Source organism: Actinoalloteichus spitiensis RMV-1378, assembly GCF_000239155.1.
GTDB lineage: Bacteria > Actinomycetota > Actinomycetes > Mycobacteriales > Pseudonocardiaceae > Actinoalloteichus_B > Actinoalloteichus_B spitiensis.
In genome coordinates this window covers 1-14,761 of sequence record NZ_AGVX02000376.1, presented here as the reverse complement: position 1 = coordinate 14,761, position 14,761 = coordinate 1, and the positions used below count along the sequence as shown (strand labels likewise).

General features: G+C 72.8%; 11 protein-coding genes. 4 read left to right on the top strand and 7 right to left on the bottom strand.

Annotated elements, in window-relative coordinates:
* Positions 1 to 39: 39 nt before the first annotated feature.
* Entirely contained in the window at positions 40 to 765 is a 726-nt protein-coding gene (locus ACTIDRAF_RS0216655) for a DedA family protein (protein ID WP_342626689.1), read from the bottom strand.
* A 694-nt stretch (positions 766 to 1,459) separates the two neighbouring features.
* Here ACTIDRAF_RS0216655 and ACTIDRAF_RS0216650 point away from each other — a divergent pair.
* Positions 1,460 to 3,763 carry a SulP family inorganic anion transporter gene (locus ACTIDRAF_RS0216650; protein ID WP_016699858.1) on the top strand — a complete coding sequence of 768 codons (2,304 nt, stop codon included), beginning with the start codon at positions 1,460 to 1,462 and terminating at the stop codon, positions 3,761 to 3,763.
* 566 nt (positions 3,764 to 4,329) lie between these two features.
* Here the strand turns inward: ACTIDRAF_RS0216650 and ACTIDRAF_RS0216645 are convergent.
* Positions 4,330 to 5,613, bottom strand: coding sequence for an alpha-L-fucosidase (locus tag ACTIDRAF_RS0216645; RefSeq protein WP_016699857.1), 1,284 nt, complete (start codon positions 5,611 to 5,613; stop codon positions 4,330 to 4,332).
* Between the two features lie 83 nt (positions 5,614 to 5,696).
* Entirely contained in the window at positions 5,697 to 6,974 is a 1,278-nt protein-coding gene (locus ACTIDRAF_RS0216640; RefSeq protein ID WP_016699856.1) for an ABC transporter substrate-binding protein, read from the bottom strand.
* A 512-nt stretch (positions 6,975 to 7,486) separates the two neighbouring features.
* Here ACTIDRAF_RS0216640 and ACTIDRAF_RS0216635 point away from each other — a divergent pair.
* Positions 7,487 to 8,449 carry a glycoside hydrolase family protein gene (locus tag ACTIDRAF_RS0216635; RefSeq protein WP_016699855.1) on the top strand — a complete coding sequence of 321 codons (963 nt, stop codon included), beginning with the start codon at positions 7,487 to 7,489 and terminating at the stop codon, positions 8,447 to 8,449.
* Positions 8,450 to 8,467: 18 nt separating this feature from the next.
* Here ACTIDRAF_RS0216635 and ACTIDRAF_RS29345 read toward each other — a convergent pair whose 3' ends face one another.
* On the bottom strand, positions 8,468 to 9,583 hold the full coding sequence (locus ACTIDRAF_RS29345; RefSeq protein WP_016699854.1) for a Gfo/Idh/MocA family protein: 1,116 nt from the start codon (positions 9,581 to 9,583) through the stop codon (positions 8,468 to 8,470).
* Positions 9,568 to 10,239, bottom strand: coding sequence for a ThuA domain-containing protein (locus ACTIDRAF_RS0216625; RefSeq protein ID WP_016699853.1), 672 nt, complete (start codon positions 10,237 to 10,239; stop codon positions 9,568 to 9,570). Before ACTIDRAF_RS0216625 ends, ACTIDRAF_RS29345 begins: the two co-directional genes overlap by 16 nt.
* A gap of 508 nt (positions 10,240 to 10,747) precedes the next feature.
* Between ACTIDRAF_RS0216625 and ACTIDRAF_RS0216620 the strand changes: the two genes are divergently transcribed.
* Positions 10,748 to 11,617: a DUF72 domain-containing protein gene (locus ACTIDRAF_RS0216620; protein ID WP_016699852.1), complete on the top strand. Its 870-nt coding sequence runs from the start codon at positions 10,748 to 10,750 to the stop codon at positions 11,615 to 11,617.
* Positions 11,618 to 11,995: 378 nt separating this feature from the next.
* Here the strand turns inward: ACTIDRAF_RS0216620 and ACTIDRAF_RS0216615 are convergent, their stop codons facing one another.
* Together ACTIDRAF_RS0216615 and ACTIDRAF_RS29340 are read right to left on the bottom strand one after the other, a co-directional pair.
* Positions 11,996 to 12,424, bottom strand: coding sequence for a hypothetical protein (locus ACTIDRAF_RS0216615; protein WP_016699851.1), 429 nt, complete (start codon positions 12,422 to 12,424; stop codon positions 11,996 to 11,998).
* Positions 12,425 to 12,633: 209 nt separating this feature from the next.
* Positions 12,634 to 14,118 (bottom strand): MFS transporter, encoded by a 1,485-nt coding sequence (locus ACTIDRAF_RS29340; RefSeq protein WP_016699850.1) that lies wholly within the window; start codon positions 14,116 to 14,118, stop codon positions 12,634 to 12,636.
* A 76-nt stretch (positions 14,119 to 14,194) separates the two neighbouring features.
* Here ACTIDRAF_RS29340 and ACTIDRAF_RS0216600 point away from each other — a divergent pair, with 76 nt between their 5' ends.
* On the top strand, positions 14,195 to 14,680 hold the full coding sequence (locus ACTIDRAF_RS0216600) for a MarR family winged helix-turn-helix transcriptional regulator (RefSeq protein WP_016699849.1): 486 nt from the start codon (positions 14,195 to 14,197) through the stop codon (positions 14,678 to 14,680).
* Positions 14,681 to 14,761: the final 81 nt, after the last annotated feature.

The following is a 14,761-nucleotide window of genomic DNA, read 5'->3' as shown; positions in this document are numbered from 1 at the left end:
GGGTCCACCCCCGTGGCCGGGGCCCGCCGCCGGTCGGGCTCATGCGCGGGGGGCGGTGTCGTCCGGTTCGCTCGGGGTGTGCTCCCGGACCCGGCCGGGGGTTGGGACCACGGCTGCCCGGTCCCCCACCAGCACCGCCCCCGCCGCGTCGGGTCCGGGGAGGCGTTCCCGCGCCGCGCTCCGGCGCTTCCTGACGATGGTGACGACCACCGCGGCGAGCACGATCGCGCCGAAGACGAACCAGCTCGTGACGCCGAGTTTGCGTTCGAGGTACTCGGCGGAGGCGCCGGCGGCGGCGCCGATCGAGACGTGCAGGAGTGCCCAGCAGGCGGCGCCGGAGATCGACGCGGGCAGGAACCGCGCGTACGGGAGCCCCGCGGCGCCGGCCGAGGCCGGGGTGAGGGTGCGCACCACGGGGAGGAAACGGGCGGCGAACACCGCTCCACCGCCGTGGCGCCGGAGCAGTTCGGCCGCACGGTCCCAGTGTTGGAGGCCGACGCGGCGCACCAGGCGGCTCTCCCGGAGCCGAACCCCGTAGCGCCGACCCAGCCAGTAGCCGATGGAGTCCCCGGTGGCGGCGCAGGCGGTGACCACGAGGCAGAGGACCACGAAGGTCCAGGCGTCGCGAGCGGTCGTGGAGGCCACCAGCAGGCCGGTCTCGCCGGGCACGAGGAAACCGAGTCCGAGGGTGCACTCCGCGAGGACGAGCAGACCGGCGGCCACGATGACGGCGGGCCTGGGCAGGTCGGCGACGGCGTCAAGCATCTCGCTCACCACTGCCACCAGCATCGCTCCCGTTCAGTCGCGTTCGCGGTCCGGCCGGCCGGGCGGCTGTCGCGGGTCGGGGCCGGCCAGCCGTCGGGCGCATGACCCACCGGACCAGGTCAGCCTTGGGGCAGGTGACCCGCTCGGCTACTCATCCTCACTGGTAGGACGTGAGTCGCGCGTTCGGGTTGCGCCAGCACGCTGTGCATCCGACGAACAATCCTTAACCCGACTGGTTGATTCGTTTTGTCTTTTAGGCCCTATTTGGTCAAGATGTAACCAGCCGGTGGCGGCAGTTGGACTCACTCCTTCGTGCCGCTGGAGCAGTGGAGGTGACCATGAGGAGCGCGCTCGCCCGTCGCCACTCCCCCAGACCTCCCGGCTGCCGGTTAGGCGGACCGGTGGACTGACGGGCCCTCGCGGGCTCCTGGGCACCGACCGGGCCGCTCGGCACCACCAGGACCTCCGCCGGCACCGACGCCGGTTCGACAGGGCCGGACCTTCCGCGCCCGCCCGAGACCCGGGCGGCACCGGCCTCCCCCTCCACGCCCGCCGTCGAGCGGGAGGGACCCACCCGACCACCACGACCGCGCCGCCGCGCGACCCGCACGGCGGTCGACGCCGCGCCTCCCACGACGACCACTCCGCGTGTCGGACCAAACCCACGCGGTGACGACAACCGAAGGACGTCTCCATGCAGAAACGCGACGAGTCCCACCCGCACGGCGGGGAACACACCGCGGTCGACCCGCCGGAGACCCGCCCACCCGGCCGGCTGTCGTCACTGGCGCGGCACGACCTCCCGGCATCCCTGGTCGTCTTCCTGGTGGCGCTCCCCCTGTCGTTGGGCATCGCCGTCGCCACCGGCGCGCCGCTCATGGCCGGCCTGGTCGCCGCCGTCGTCGGCGGCATCGTGGGCGGTGCGCTCAGCGGAGCTCCGCTCGGGGTGAGCGGGCCAGCCGCCGGCCTGGTCGTGATCGTGGCCGGGTTCATCGAACAGTTCGGCTGGGCCGCCACCACCGGGATCGTGGTCGCCGCAGGCATCGTCCAGGTGGTGCTCGGGCTGAGCCGCGTGGCGGGGGTCGCGCTGGCGCTCTCACCGGCGGTGGTGCACGGGATGCTCGCCGGTATCGGCATCACGATCCTGATCGGCCAGTTCCAGCTCGTTCTCGGGGCCGAAGCGCGGACCGGCGCCCTCGACAACCTGCGCGCCCTCGCCTCGAACCTCGCCAACGCGCACCTGCCCACGGTCGTCGTCGGCGGTCTCACCATCGGTCTCATGCTGGGTTGGCCACGACTTCGGCGGGTGAAGGCGGTGCCGGCGGCGTTGGTGGCGGTGGTGGGGGCCACGATCACGGCCTGGGGGCTCAACCTCGATGTCGACCGGGTCACGCTCCCGGAGGACCCCCTCGGCGAGCTCGCGCTGCCGGAGGTGCCGACCGGCCCGGTCGGTGCCATCGTCCTGGCGGTGCTCACCCTGGCGCTCGTCGCCAGCGTGGAGTCGCTGCTGGCCGCCGTCGCGGTCGACCGGATGCACTCCGGGCCACGGGCGAACCTCAACAAGGAACTCGTCGCGCAGGGCACCGCGAACGTGGTCTCGGGTTCGCTCGGCGGGTTGCCGGTCACCCAGGTCATCGTCCGGAGCACCACGAACGTGGCGGCCGGAGCGCGGACCCGGGCCTCGGCGGTGATGCACGGGGTGTGGATCGGTGCCCTCGTCCTGTTCCTGGCGGACACGCTCGAACTGATCCCGATGGCGGCGCTCGCGGCCGTCCTGGTCGTCGTCGGCGCCAAACTCGTGAACGTCGCGCAGATCCGGATGCTGTGGAGGCACCGGGAGTTCCCCGTGTACGCCACCACCATGCTCGGCGTGGTGTTCATCGACCTGCTCTACGGCGTGCTGCTCGGGATCGCGGTGGCGGTGCTCGTCAGCCTCTACCGCCTCGCGCACCAGCGGGTGGAGGTCCGCGAGCGGGCCCCGGGGGAATGGCTGGTGCGGGTCCAGGGGTCGATGGTGTTCCTCGGGGCCGCCGGGTTGACCGAGCGCTTGCGATCCATCCCTCCTGGCGGCTCGGTCATGGTCGAGCTCCACATCGACTTCATGGACCACGCCGCCTTCGACGCCCTGCACGAGTGGCGGCGGGAGTACGAGCGCCAGGGTGGAACGGTCCGGGTCGAGGAGACCACCGGCGTGTGGTACCAGCACGTCACCGACGGGGCGCGGCCCCGGCGTCGCAAGAGTCCCGTGCACGTGGTGCCGCAGTGGCTCGCCTCCTGGCGCCACTGGCAGCACCCGGCCCGCTCGGCGATCCCCCGGCAACGGGAACGCGGGGAGGACCCGATGATCCTGGGCATGCGGGAGTTCGAACGGCGCTCCGCTCCCCTCGTCCGCCCCTACCTGGCCGAGTTGGCGGCCAACGGTCAACGTCCCAGCCAGCTCTTCCTCTGCTGCGCCGACTCCCGGGTCGTGCCGAACGTGATCACCACGAGTGGCCCGGGCGACCTGTTCACGGTCCGGAACGTGGGCAACCTGGTGCCGCCGTGCGGCGCTCCCGGGGACGCCTCGGTCGGGGCCGCCGTCGAGTACGCGGTGCAGGCCCTGGCCGTCGACTCGATCACGGTCTGCGGGCACTCGCACTGCGGGGCGATGACGGCGGTCGCGCGGGGTGGGACCGAGGGGGACAGCCACCTCTCGACCTGGCTCGCGCACGCCGAGCCGCTGGTCGTTACCCCGCCGTCGGCGCCGACCAACGACCCGACGGAACCGGAACCGGCGTGCCAGCGGTCACTGGCCGTGCGCAACGTCGTCCAGCAGTTGGCGAACCTGATGACCTACCCGTGCGTGCGGGAGGCCGTCGCCGGGGGGCGGCTGCGGCTCGTCGGTCTCTACTTCGACATCTCGGAGGCGAAGGTCTACCTGGTGGACTCCGAGACCGGGGAGCTGCGGGTGCCGGATGAGGGGGAGGCGGCGGTGCCCCTGGGCGACGGCGCGGGGTGAGCGGCGGAGCAGGGGCGCTCCGGTGCCCGTAGCCGACCTCCTCGGTGGCGTCCTCCAGGCCGGGAGCGGGTCGTGGCCCAGCACCACGCCCGCCTCCGGCTGGCCACGGCGGTCGCCGCCGCGCGCGGCCGTACCGAGCGGACACCCCCGGCTCCCGGAGCGGTCGGGACGAGCTCGGAGCCGCCCCGTGCAATGGCGAGGCCGCTCGGGGCACGGCGTGTTCGACACCGCGACGGCGCCGCGGGAGCGGGCCGACTGGTGCCGGGCCGCACCTCGCCGCACCGGGCCACGCCGGCCCTGCGTGCCCGGGGTCGTGGTCCGGCGGGGCGGGTTCGCCACGGACTTCCCGGATCCTCCTGGCGGATCTCCGCCGGACCTCGTCTCGGCCCACCGCCGCTCGCCCCGGCGAGGGGTCGGTGCCAACGGCGTCGACCACGGTGGGAGGTGGTCCGCCTGGCCGTGCTCGCCGCCCGCCTGTCCGCCGGTTGACGGGCTGCTCGGGTGCGTCGGCGGCGGGAACGCCGTACCGCCCTCCCCCCGTCGCCCGCCGGCGCGCGGCGGGCCGCTCAGCGCCCGGGGCTGGCGAGCACGAGCTCGATGACGGGTACCTCCGGTTCGGGGCGGAGGGTGGGCAGCCGCAGCACCACGGAGCCCTCCGGCCCGGGAGCCACCCGGTGGGGGACGTCGGGCCGCCAGTCGCGGATCTCGGTGAACTCCACCTCGGCGCCGTCGTGCAGGAACGCCGCGTAGTCGAGGTGCCCGGCGAGTCCGGGCAACACCACCTGCCCGGAGGGCCAGGCGAAGAGGTGGAGGTAGAGCCGGTCGCCGCGTTGGGTGAGGCGGCAGTCCTCCGGGGTGGGGAACGCGGCCGGCCCGGCGCCGTGGATGGCCTCGGCGTGGACCTCCAGCCAGTCGCCGACCTCCGCGAGGAGGGTTCGGGCCCGGGGTTCGAACTCGCCGCGAGCGGTGGGCCCCACGTTGAGGAGCAGGTTGCCGTTCTTCGCGACGCTGTCCACCAGCACCCGGATCACCTGGCCGGCGTCGAGCCACTGCTGGAAGCCGGGCGCGTAGCCCCAGGACCCGTTGAGGGTGCGGCAGGTCTCCCACGGGAGCCCCCGCTCGGCGAGGTCGTCGTGCGGGGACCGTTCCTCGGGGGTGAGGAAGTCGGCGGAGCCGGGGAGGTCGAGGCGGTCGTTGATGAGGGTCTCGGGTGCGAGTTGCCGCACCATCGCGACGAGGTCGGCGGACCGCCAGTGGTCGCGCCCCTTGCCGTTGTCCAGACCGGAGGCCGGTCCGGGGAAGGAGAAGTCGAACCACAGCACGTCCGGTCGGTGGGTGGTGACCAGTTCCCTGACCTGGGCATGCAGGTAGTCCACGTAGGATCCGAGGTCGCCCTCGTGGTTGTCGCCCCCGCGTTCCCACTGGGGGTGCATGCCGTCCCAGGGGTAGTCGGGGTGGTGCCAGTCGATCAGCGAGTAGTAGAAGCCGACACGCAGCCCCTCGGCCCGGAAGGCGGCGACGAACTCGGCCAGCACGTCACGGCCGGCGGGTGTGTTCGTCACCTTGTAGTCGGTGTGGGCGGAGTCCCACAGGCAGAAGCCCTCGTGGTGCTTGCTGGTCAGCACGGCGTACCGCATGCCGGCTCGCCGGGCGTCCCGAGCCCAGCGAGCCGGGTCGAAGCGGTCGCCCCGGAAGTGGCGGAAGTACCGGTCGTAGTGCTCGTCGTCGAGGTGTTCCCGCAGTTTGACCCACTCGTGGCGTGCGGCGAGGGAGTAGAGGCCCCAGTGCACGAAGAGGCCGAACCGGGCTTCGGTGAACCAGGTGGTCCGTGCCGCGACGGTGCCGGTCATTCCGGTGTCCTTCCTCGTGGGGCCCGCCCGGGTGTCCCCGGGCGGGTCGGTAGCCGGGGCGGTGGCCACGACCGGTGGGGTCGTCAGCCGCCCAGTTGTCGCTTGGCGTCGGTGAGGAAGCGCTCGACGCCCTCCTCGATGGTGAGCCGGCCGAAGGCGACGTCGTCGTTGACCCGCTGGAAGTCCCGCTTGACGGCGCCCTCTCCCGGCGGGGGCGGCGGGGGCGCGGTGGCGAGCTGGTCGGCGATCTCCTCCTCGAAGGTGAACACCGCGAGTTCGGCTCCCTCCAACTCACCGCCCACGGCCTCGCGCACCTCGGTGTTCACCGGCATTCCGCGCGTGGTGCCCTGGATCAGGCCCGCGTCGACGTCGTTGATCATGAAGTCCACGAACAGCGCCGCTTCGGCGGGGTGGTCGGTGTTCGCGGCCACCGAGGCCAGCATCGACGGCTTCGCGTACTGGCCCAGCTCGTCACCGGAGGAGGGGAACGGAGCCAGCCCCATCGGGCGCCCCAGGGTCTGCTCGTAGGAGGTGAACCCGCTGTCGTAACCGAACTCCGAGGCGGACCGGTTCTTGCCCATCGGGCTGGTGGCGATCGAGCCGTCCATGCCGGTGCTGATCTCCGGCGGGGTGGACGCCCCGGACTCGCGGAACTCCGCGGCGAGCTCCCAGAACTGGGCGAGGTCCTCGCCGTCGTAGCCGATCTGCCCGTCGTCGGTGAACAGCTCCTTGCCCTGCTGCCGCAGCCACACCTCGAACCAGTCCTCGGCGCCGCCGAAGTCGGAGGTACCGAACACGGAGGGCTCCGCGTCGCTGCTCTCGCTGATCGCCAGGGCGCCGGCCTGGAAGTCCTCCCAGGTCCAGCCGTCCTCGGGTGTGACCCCGGCGTCCTCCCACAGCTCGGTGTCGTAGATGAGGACCTGGGTGTTCTGCGCCATGGGGATGCCGAAGAGCTTGCCGTCCAGCTGTCCCGAGGCCAGCAGCTCGTCGGGGATGTCCTCGGTGCCGAGGTTCTCGCCCGCCTCGCCGCTGGCGAGGTCGAGCAGCACTCCCCGGTCGGCGTACTCCCGCAGGTACCGGTAGTCCATCTGGACGACGTCCGGGGCGTTGCCCCCGGCGACCTCGGTGGACAGCTTCTGGAAGTGGTTCTCGAAGGACGAGAAGGAGCTCTCCACCCTGATGTTCGGGTGCCGCTCCTCGAACAGGGCGATCGCCTCGGTGGTGGCCTGGGCACGGTCGTCGTTGCCCCAGTAGACGAAGCGGAGGGTGACGTCCCCGTCGCCGCTGCCCTGCGACGACCCGCACCCGGCCATCGCGACCGCGGCCGCCCCGGCGATGGCGAGAGGCCAACGTCTGCGCATGGTGTTGTCCTTCCTGGCTTCCCTTCCCGCCGCCCTCGGCGCACGGGGCCGGGACTGCAGACGACGGCCCCGCCGGTACGGCCGTGGATGTCCGCACTGCTGGCTCGGGGCGTCGTTCGCGGGGTCTGGTCGACCGAGTATGGGTGGTTCTCCCGCCGTCGCCGACCTGTCATCGGATGTCTGGCCCTTCCCGGCCAATCCGCGACGTCCGCTGGAGGCGCGGGGACGGGGGGCGCGCGGTCCGTTCTGCCGGTGCTCGCCGCACGGCCCGGCCGCCGTGTCGTCGAACGCCCTGGTCAGCGGGCTTTGGGTGCCCCGTGTGCCCGGACGGGGCTGGCGGGGCGGCCGGCCTCGGTAGTCGGCGCCGCGGTTCCGGGGTGACCGGGGACGACCGCCTAGGGTGACGCCGACACCCGTCCGCCCGCGAGAACGGGCCGGGTGGGCCGCCGGCCGCCCGGCAACCGGGTACGGGCAGAGGGTCACGATGACCCGGAACGGGGAGGGATCTCGACGTGAGCATCGGAAGCACGCCCGACGGGGACGATGTCGTCCGGGCTCCGCTGTACCGGGACCCGGTGTACGACGGCGCCACCGATCCCACCCTGATCCACCACCGGGCGACCGGGGAGTGGTGGATGTTCTACACGCAGCGGCGGGCCACCGCGGACGTGGAGGGCTTCGCGTGGGTGCACGGCACGGACATCGGGGTGGCGACCAGTTCGGACGGGGGCGCGACCTGGCTGTACCGGGGCGTCGCGGAGGGGCTGGCCTTCGAACGGGGGCGCAACACCTACTGGGCACCCGAGGTGGTCTGGCACGAGGGCCGCTACCACATGTTCGTCTCCTACGTCCGGGGCGTACCCACGGACTGGGTCGGCGAACGGCTGATCCTGCACTACACGTCATCGGACCTGTGGACCTGGGAGTTCCGTTCGGAGCTCGACCTGTCCAGCAGGAGGGTGATCGACGCCGCCGTCGCCCCGCTCCCGGGAGGCGGCTGGCGCATGTGGTTCAAGGACGAGGCGGACGACAGCCACATCCACGCGGCCGACTCGCCGGACCTGTACGCGTGGACGACGGTCGGCCCGGTGATCACCGACCGCCCGCAGGAGGGGCCCACCGTCTTCTCGTTCGCCGGCAGCCACTGGATGGTCAACGACTTCTGGTCCGGCCTGTCCGTCTACCGGTCGCGTGACCTCACGGCGTGGGAACGCCAGGACGAGCCGATCCTGGACCGGCCGGGGGTGCGGGACGGCGACGACGCCGTGGGCCACCACGCGTTCGCGATCACGCAGGGGGAACGGGCCTTCCTGGTGTACTTCACCGAGCCGGGTGGCGGGCCCCGGGCCCGGGTGCAGGTGGCCGAACTCCGGGTGGTGGACGGACGGTTGACCTGTGACCGCGACGCGCCCTTCTCCTTCGCGCTGGACCCGAGGCGCACCGTGGCGTCGCGGGGCGGCCAGTTGCCCGGCTGACCGCCCCGCGAGCCCCGGTCAGGCCGTTCCGACGAGTCCGCCGCCTGCCGAGGTCGGGAGCGGGAGCGCCGGGGGTCGGGAGCAGGTGCTCCCCACCCGGACCCCCGATCGGGTCTCGTTCGAGGTGAGCACCGAGCGCATGACGTCGAGGACGTGCAGCGCGAGCCGGCCGCTGGCCCGGTGTTCGCGGTCGTGGGCGAGCGCGTCGGCGAGGTCGACCAGCCCGTAGCCTCGCTCGGTGTCCGGCGCACCTGCCAACGGCTGCTGCTCGACCCAGCCGTCCGACCCCGGCCGCCACAAGTCGCAGGTGCCGTCGAAGGCGTTCGGGTCGGGGACGGACAGGGTTCCGGCCGTGCCGTACACCTCGATCCTCGGCAGCCGGGACGCGGCGACGTCGAAGCTCACCATCAGGGTGCTGACCAGGCCGGACTCGTGGCGCAGCAGCGCGGAGACGTGGGTGTCCACCTCGACAGGGACGCGCTGCCCCTGCCTCGGGCCGCTGCCCACGGTGCGGGTGTCGGCGGCCCGGCTTCCCGCTCCGAAGACCTGCTCCACCGGACCGAGGAGGCTGATCAGCGCGGTGAGGTAGTAGGGGCCCATGTCGAGGAGGGGACCGGCGCCGGGCTGGTAGTAGAAGGCGGGGTCGTGGTGCCAGGTCTCGTGCCCGGGCGAGGTCCAGAAGGCGGTGGCGGCGACGGCGTCGCCGACGGCCCCGGCGTCCAGCAGGTGGCGCGCGGTCTGGAACCCGGTGCCCAGCACGGTGTCCGGCGCGCAGGCGACCCGCAGCCCCCGGCCCTCCGCGAAGTCCAGCACGGCCCCCGCCTCGGCCACGTCCAGGGCGAGCGGCTTCTCCACGTAGACGTGTTTGCCCGCCCGGAGCGCGGCCATGCTGACCCCGGTGTGCGCGGCGGGGATGGTCAGGTTGACCACCACGTCCACGTCGTCGCTGCTCAGCAACTCGCCCACGCTCCGCGCGGTGGCGGGCGGGTAGGCGGCGGCGAGCTCGGTCGCCCGGTCCTCGACGAGGTCGGCGACGGCCGTCAGGTGCAGCTCGGGGCGGTCGGCGATGGTGCGCGCGTACCGGCGGCTGATCGTGCCGGCTCCGATGATGCCGATGTTCAGCGGGCGGCCCACAGCAGCCCCCTTCCCGTGATCTCTCGTACGGCTGGGTTGGTCAGGTCCGGTAGGTGGTGGCCGAGCGTGGAGACGAAGACGCGGCCCCTCCCCCACGTGCGGGTCCAGATCGCGGGCATCGTGACCGGCTGGTCCCACGGGGTGTCGGGCCCGGCGGGCAGCACGGTCTCGGCGAGCACCTCGTTGTGGGAGTCGGTGGCGACCCAGTACTGCTCGGAGTGCAGGCTCACGCGGTGGTGACCGGTGACGACGGGATGCCGGGCGCGGTCGGGTCGCACGGTCACCTCGAAGTCGGTCAGCCCCGGGGCGTGCCACAGGAACTGCCCACCGGTCAGCCGCTGGTAGTCGATGCTGCCCCGGAAGGCGTCGATGATCCCCCCGTGCCAGCCGGCGAGTCCGGTTCCGGCGCGAACGGCCTCGCACAGGCCCCGGACCTGGTCCTCGGTGGCCTCGCCCATCGTCCAGCACTGCACCACCAGGTCGGTGCCCGCCATCCGCTCGTCGTCGGTGTAGACGTCGAGGGACTCGCTGATCTCGACGGCGAAACCGTGGTCCCGCAGCACCGGCAGGAAGAGGTCGGTGGCGGCTCGCGGCTCGTGCCCGGGCCACCCGCCCCGCACCACGAGCGCCCGTCGGCGGTGGTCGGGCCCGCTCACCGCGTGCCCCCCATCGACGCGGACCGCGCCCCTCGCGGGGTGTCTGACGTTGTCGTCGGGGTGTGTCGCACGAAGAACCCTCACCTCGTCGTGTCCGGTCGCGGTGCCCGCCGGAGGGCGCCGGGGAGGACCGTGACCCTCGCGAACCGCTCAGCCGCCCGAACCTGGAAACGGTTACCACTCAGTCAACCAGTCTGCCAGACCGAGCCCGCGACGCGGTGGGGTCGGGGCCGGTCCCCGGCCCCTCGCCGGTGCCGGTGCGGCGGCGGTGGCACCCGCCGCCCGGCCCTCCGCCGGCAGCACGGTCCTGACCGGCCGGGTCGGCCCTCCCGGAGCGGGTTGGAGCGGCCTCACGGAGCCTGGCCGGGCACCGGCACGCCCAGGTCGCCGGGTGCGCCGCCGGGCCCGAACCGGGCGGGAGCACGGCGCCCGGCAGGCGGCGGCCCGTTCAAGCTGGTCAGCGATCGCTGGGCTGCCGCCCCGGGAGCCCGGGACTACCGTTCGGGTCGTGGGCGAGATCCTGGTGGGCACGGCGGGGTGGACCGATCCCACCCTGCTGGCCACCGACTGGTACCCGCCGGAGGTCCGAACGGCGGAGGACCGGCTCCGCTACTACGCCACGCGGTTCCCGCTGGTGGAGGTCGACTCGACCTACTACGCCTCGCCGGCCGAGAACACCGCCCGGCTGTGGGCGCTCCGCACTCCCGCCGACTTCACGTTCACCGTCAAGGCCTTCTCCCTGCTCACCCACCACCCGACCCGGCCCTCCGCCCTGCCGAAGGACCTGCGGCCCGAGGGGTCGAAGAACCTCTACCAGCGCGACGCCGACCCCGGACTCGTGGAGGCGGTGTGGGAACGGTTCCTGTCGGCCCTGACCCCACTGCTCGACGCGGGGAAGCTGGGCGGACTGCTCTTCCAGTTCCCCCAGTGGTTCCCCATCGGCCGCCGGAACAAGCAGTACCTCCTCGAGTGCCAGCGCCGGTGCGCACCGGTCCCGGTCTGCGTCGAGTTCCGCAACCACACGTGGATGTCGGCGGACAACCAGCGGGAAACCCTGGACTTCCTGACCGACAACGCGCTGCCCTACGTGTGCGTGGACATGCCGCAGGGCTACCCGAACTCGATCCCGCCGGTGCTGGCGGCCACCGCCGGCCTCGCGGTCGTCCGGTTCCACGGCCACTCGGAGGGATGGACCAGCGGGAACGTCCAGGAACGGTTCGGCTACCACTACAGCGGCCCGGAGCTGGCCGAGTGGGCGCCCCGCATCACCGACCTCGCCCAGCGGGCGGACCGCACCCATGTCGTGATGAACAACTGCTACGCCGACTACGCCCACACGAACGCCCAGCAGTTGGCGCACCTGCTGGTCGGGGACTGACCCGCCGCGGGCGGGCCCGACCTCGGCGACGGGCACGGGCACGCGGGCGGGGTGTTCCCGGTGTTCCCGGCCCGGCCCCGCAGGGCCGGCCGATGGCACCGGCTTCCCCGACGAGCTGGACGGCCGCCGCTCGCCGACCAACCGGAGATGGCGCCGCCCACCCACGGGTCCGAGGACGCCCGGACGCCGCATGGAACGCCCGTGGTCGATCTCCACTCACGACGGCAGGAGTTGGCGAGAATGGTTTCCACACCGGATCACGGGAAAGCACGTCCTTTTTCCGGAATTCACCGGGAAACGCACTGACCGTCTGTTCCGGATCATTCGTGCCGGGACGGACCGGCAGGATTCGGTTCCGCCGGAGGACCCGGCACGGGATCACGCGGCCTCGCGGGACACCCCGGCCTCCACGGCCAGCAGCGTGCGGGCGTCGGTCCGCGACGGGGTGGCGCGGCGGCGCCGGGCCCTGGTGGGTCCGCCGGGACGGGACGACCCCCTCCGAGCGGCCGAAACAGGCCGGTAGGCCCCTGTCGTCGACCTCGTGGTGGTGGCGGATCCCGCTGGACGCACCCGCTCGCGCAGGGCCTCGGTCCGGCGGTCCGAGGAGGCGATGTCGTTCGTCACGGCCCCGGAGGCCGTTCCCGGCCGCCCAGCGGCGGCCTCACGGGCCGCGCCCACGAGGGCCCGCTCCGCCATCAGGAACAGGACTCCGCCCGTGATGGACCAGAAAACGAGGTTGACGAGACCGCCCACCGTGACCTCCGTGACTACGCCGTTCTTCGACACCCCCGGAAAGAGCCCGGACATCGTGGTCGCCGAACTGTCGATTCGTTTCGTACCCGTGATGCGCCGAATTATGCTTCTCGGGTCCGACAATTCGTGATCAACGACGAATTGGCTCCGTTCGGACCACGGTCCACTGGTCCGAACGGAGCACAGGCTGGTGTTGGGTGGGACGGGGTGGACGGTCCCGGCGGGAGCTGGTCGGCACGCACCGCCCCGTACCGCCCCGGGGGTCACGGCGTCACGGCGCGCTCCCCCACGGGTACCGCCTCCTCCCCCGCCCCGCCGGCCGAGGACACCGCGGAACGCGGCAGGAACGGGGTCAGCGCGAGCGAGACCACCAGGACGACCAGGTGGTACCCGAGCGCGGCGGCGGCCGCACCCAGGTGGTCGGAGGCGGGCGCGGAGCCGCCAGCGGTCAGGAGTCCGAAGTAGAGGGTGCCGACCACCGCCACCCCGAAGGCACCTCCGCACTGCAACACCGCGTTCGCCACGCCGGAGCCGGCTCCGGCGTGGCGGGCGGGCACCTCGACGAGCGCGATGCTGGTGAGGATCGAGACGCACAGCCCCATTCCCAGGCCCATCACCGCGATCGGCAGGGCGATGGTCCAGGCCGCGCCGGAGCGGGCCACGTCCCCGAGCGCCAGTGCCAGCCCGGCGGTGGCGAGGCAGATGACCGACAGCCCGACCTGGACCAGTCGACGTCCGGCGACCTGGGCGAACCGCTGGGCGATGCTGGTCGTCGCGAGGACTCCCAGGGGGAACCCGACGACGACCAGGGCGGCGCCCATCGGCGTCCAGCCCAGGCCGAGTTGGAGCGCGTAGTGCAGGACGACGAACAGGGAGGAGAGGACCGAATAGACGGCGAACATCACGACGAGTCCGACCGTGAAGGAACGGCGCCGCAGCAGCGCGGGCGGCACCAGCGCGTCCTCACCGAGACCTCGCCGCCGCTGGCTGCGGTGGAAGGCGGCGAACAGGGGCACCGCCACGACCGCGAGGGCCACCGTCCACCAGGGCCAGCCGGCCTCACGCCCCTGCACGAGCGGCACCATCACCGCCGAGGTGGCGGCCACGAGGAGGGCGAGCCCGAGCAGGTCGACGCGTCGCACCTCGGAGGACCGCGACTCCGGCATCCAGCGGAGCGCTCCGAGGAGGGCGAGCAGCCCGATGGGCACGTTGACGTAGAACAACCCCCTCCACCCCAGGCCGAGCGGGTCGACGTGCAGGAACAGCGCCCCGAGGAGTGGCCCTCCGACGTTGGCGAGGCTGAGCACCGCTCCGTACAGGACGAAGGCGCGGGGTCGCTCCTGCGGTCCGAAGACCTGCACGATCAGCGCCATCGCCTGCGGGACCATCAGCGCCGCGCCCAACCCCTGCGCGACCCTGCCGGCGACCAGGACGCCACCGGACGCCGCCGCGCCGCACACGACCGAGGAGAGCACGAACAGGGCGGTGCCGACGAGGAAGACGCGCCGGCGCCCGTGGACGTCCCCCAGGCGTCCGCCGGGGATCATGCCCAACGCGAAGGCCAACAGGTAGGCGGCGACGATCCACTGGACCTCCGCGTCCGTCGCCTGGAGGTCGGCCTGGACGCGGGGCAGGGCCACGCTCACCATCGTGCCGTCCACGAGGTCCATGAAGACCGCGACGAGGACGACCGCGAACGCGGCCCACCGGCCGCGCGGCGGCGACGACGGTATTGCGGTGTCTGACATGATCCATCCTCCAGTACAGGTGCACTCCGAGAAGCACGAAAGTAGAGCATCTCTAATATAGAGACAAAGGAGGGGTATGGTCCCGGACAGCGGCCAGACCGAGAACGGGCGCACCGACGCCCTGTACGACGCGTTGCGCGAACAGGCGATGCGCGCCGTGCTCTTCCACCTGGATGTGGCCAACCGCGTCGGCATCAGCATCACCGACGTCGGGTGCCTTGGCGTGCTCGACAAGGAGGGCGCCATGTCGGCCGGCCAGCTCGCCGAGCGCATCGGCCTGTCGCGAGGCGGGGCGATCACGGCGGCGGTGGACCGCCTGGAGCGGGGCGGTTTCGTCACCCGGCGCCGCGACACCTCAGACCGGCGACGGGTGATCGTCGAGATCGTGCGGGGCGGACCGTACGACCGGGTCGTCGCGGCGCTGGACAGCCTCAGCAGCGCCTACCGGGAACTCATCGCCGACTACGACGACACCGAGACGCGACTGCTGCTCGACTTCACCCGCCGTGCCAACGCCGTCGTCACCGAGCACCTGACGGGCCAACCGCCCACCGGGCGCTGATCCCGCCCCGCCCGGCCGCGCTCGCGGGGGGACGAGGCCGCCCGCGCTCAGTTCCCCGTGGGCCGGAGGCGCAGCTCGGTC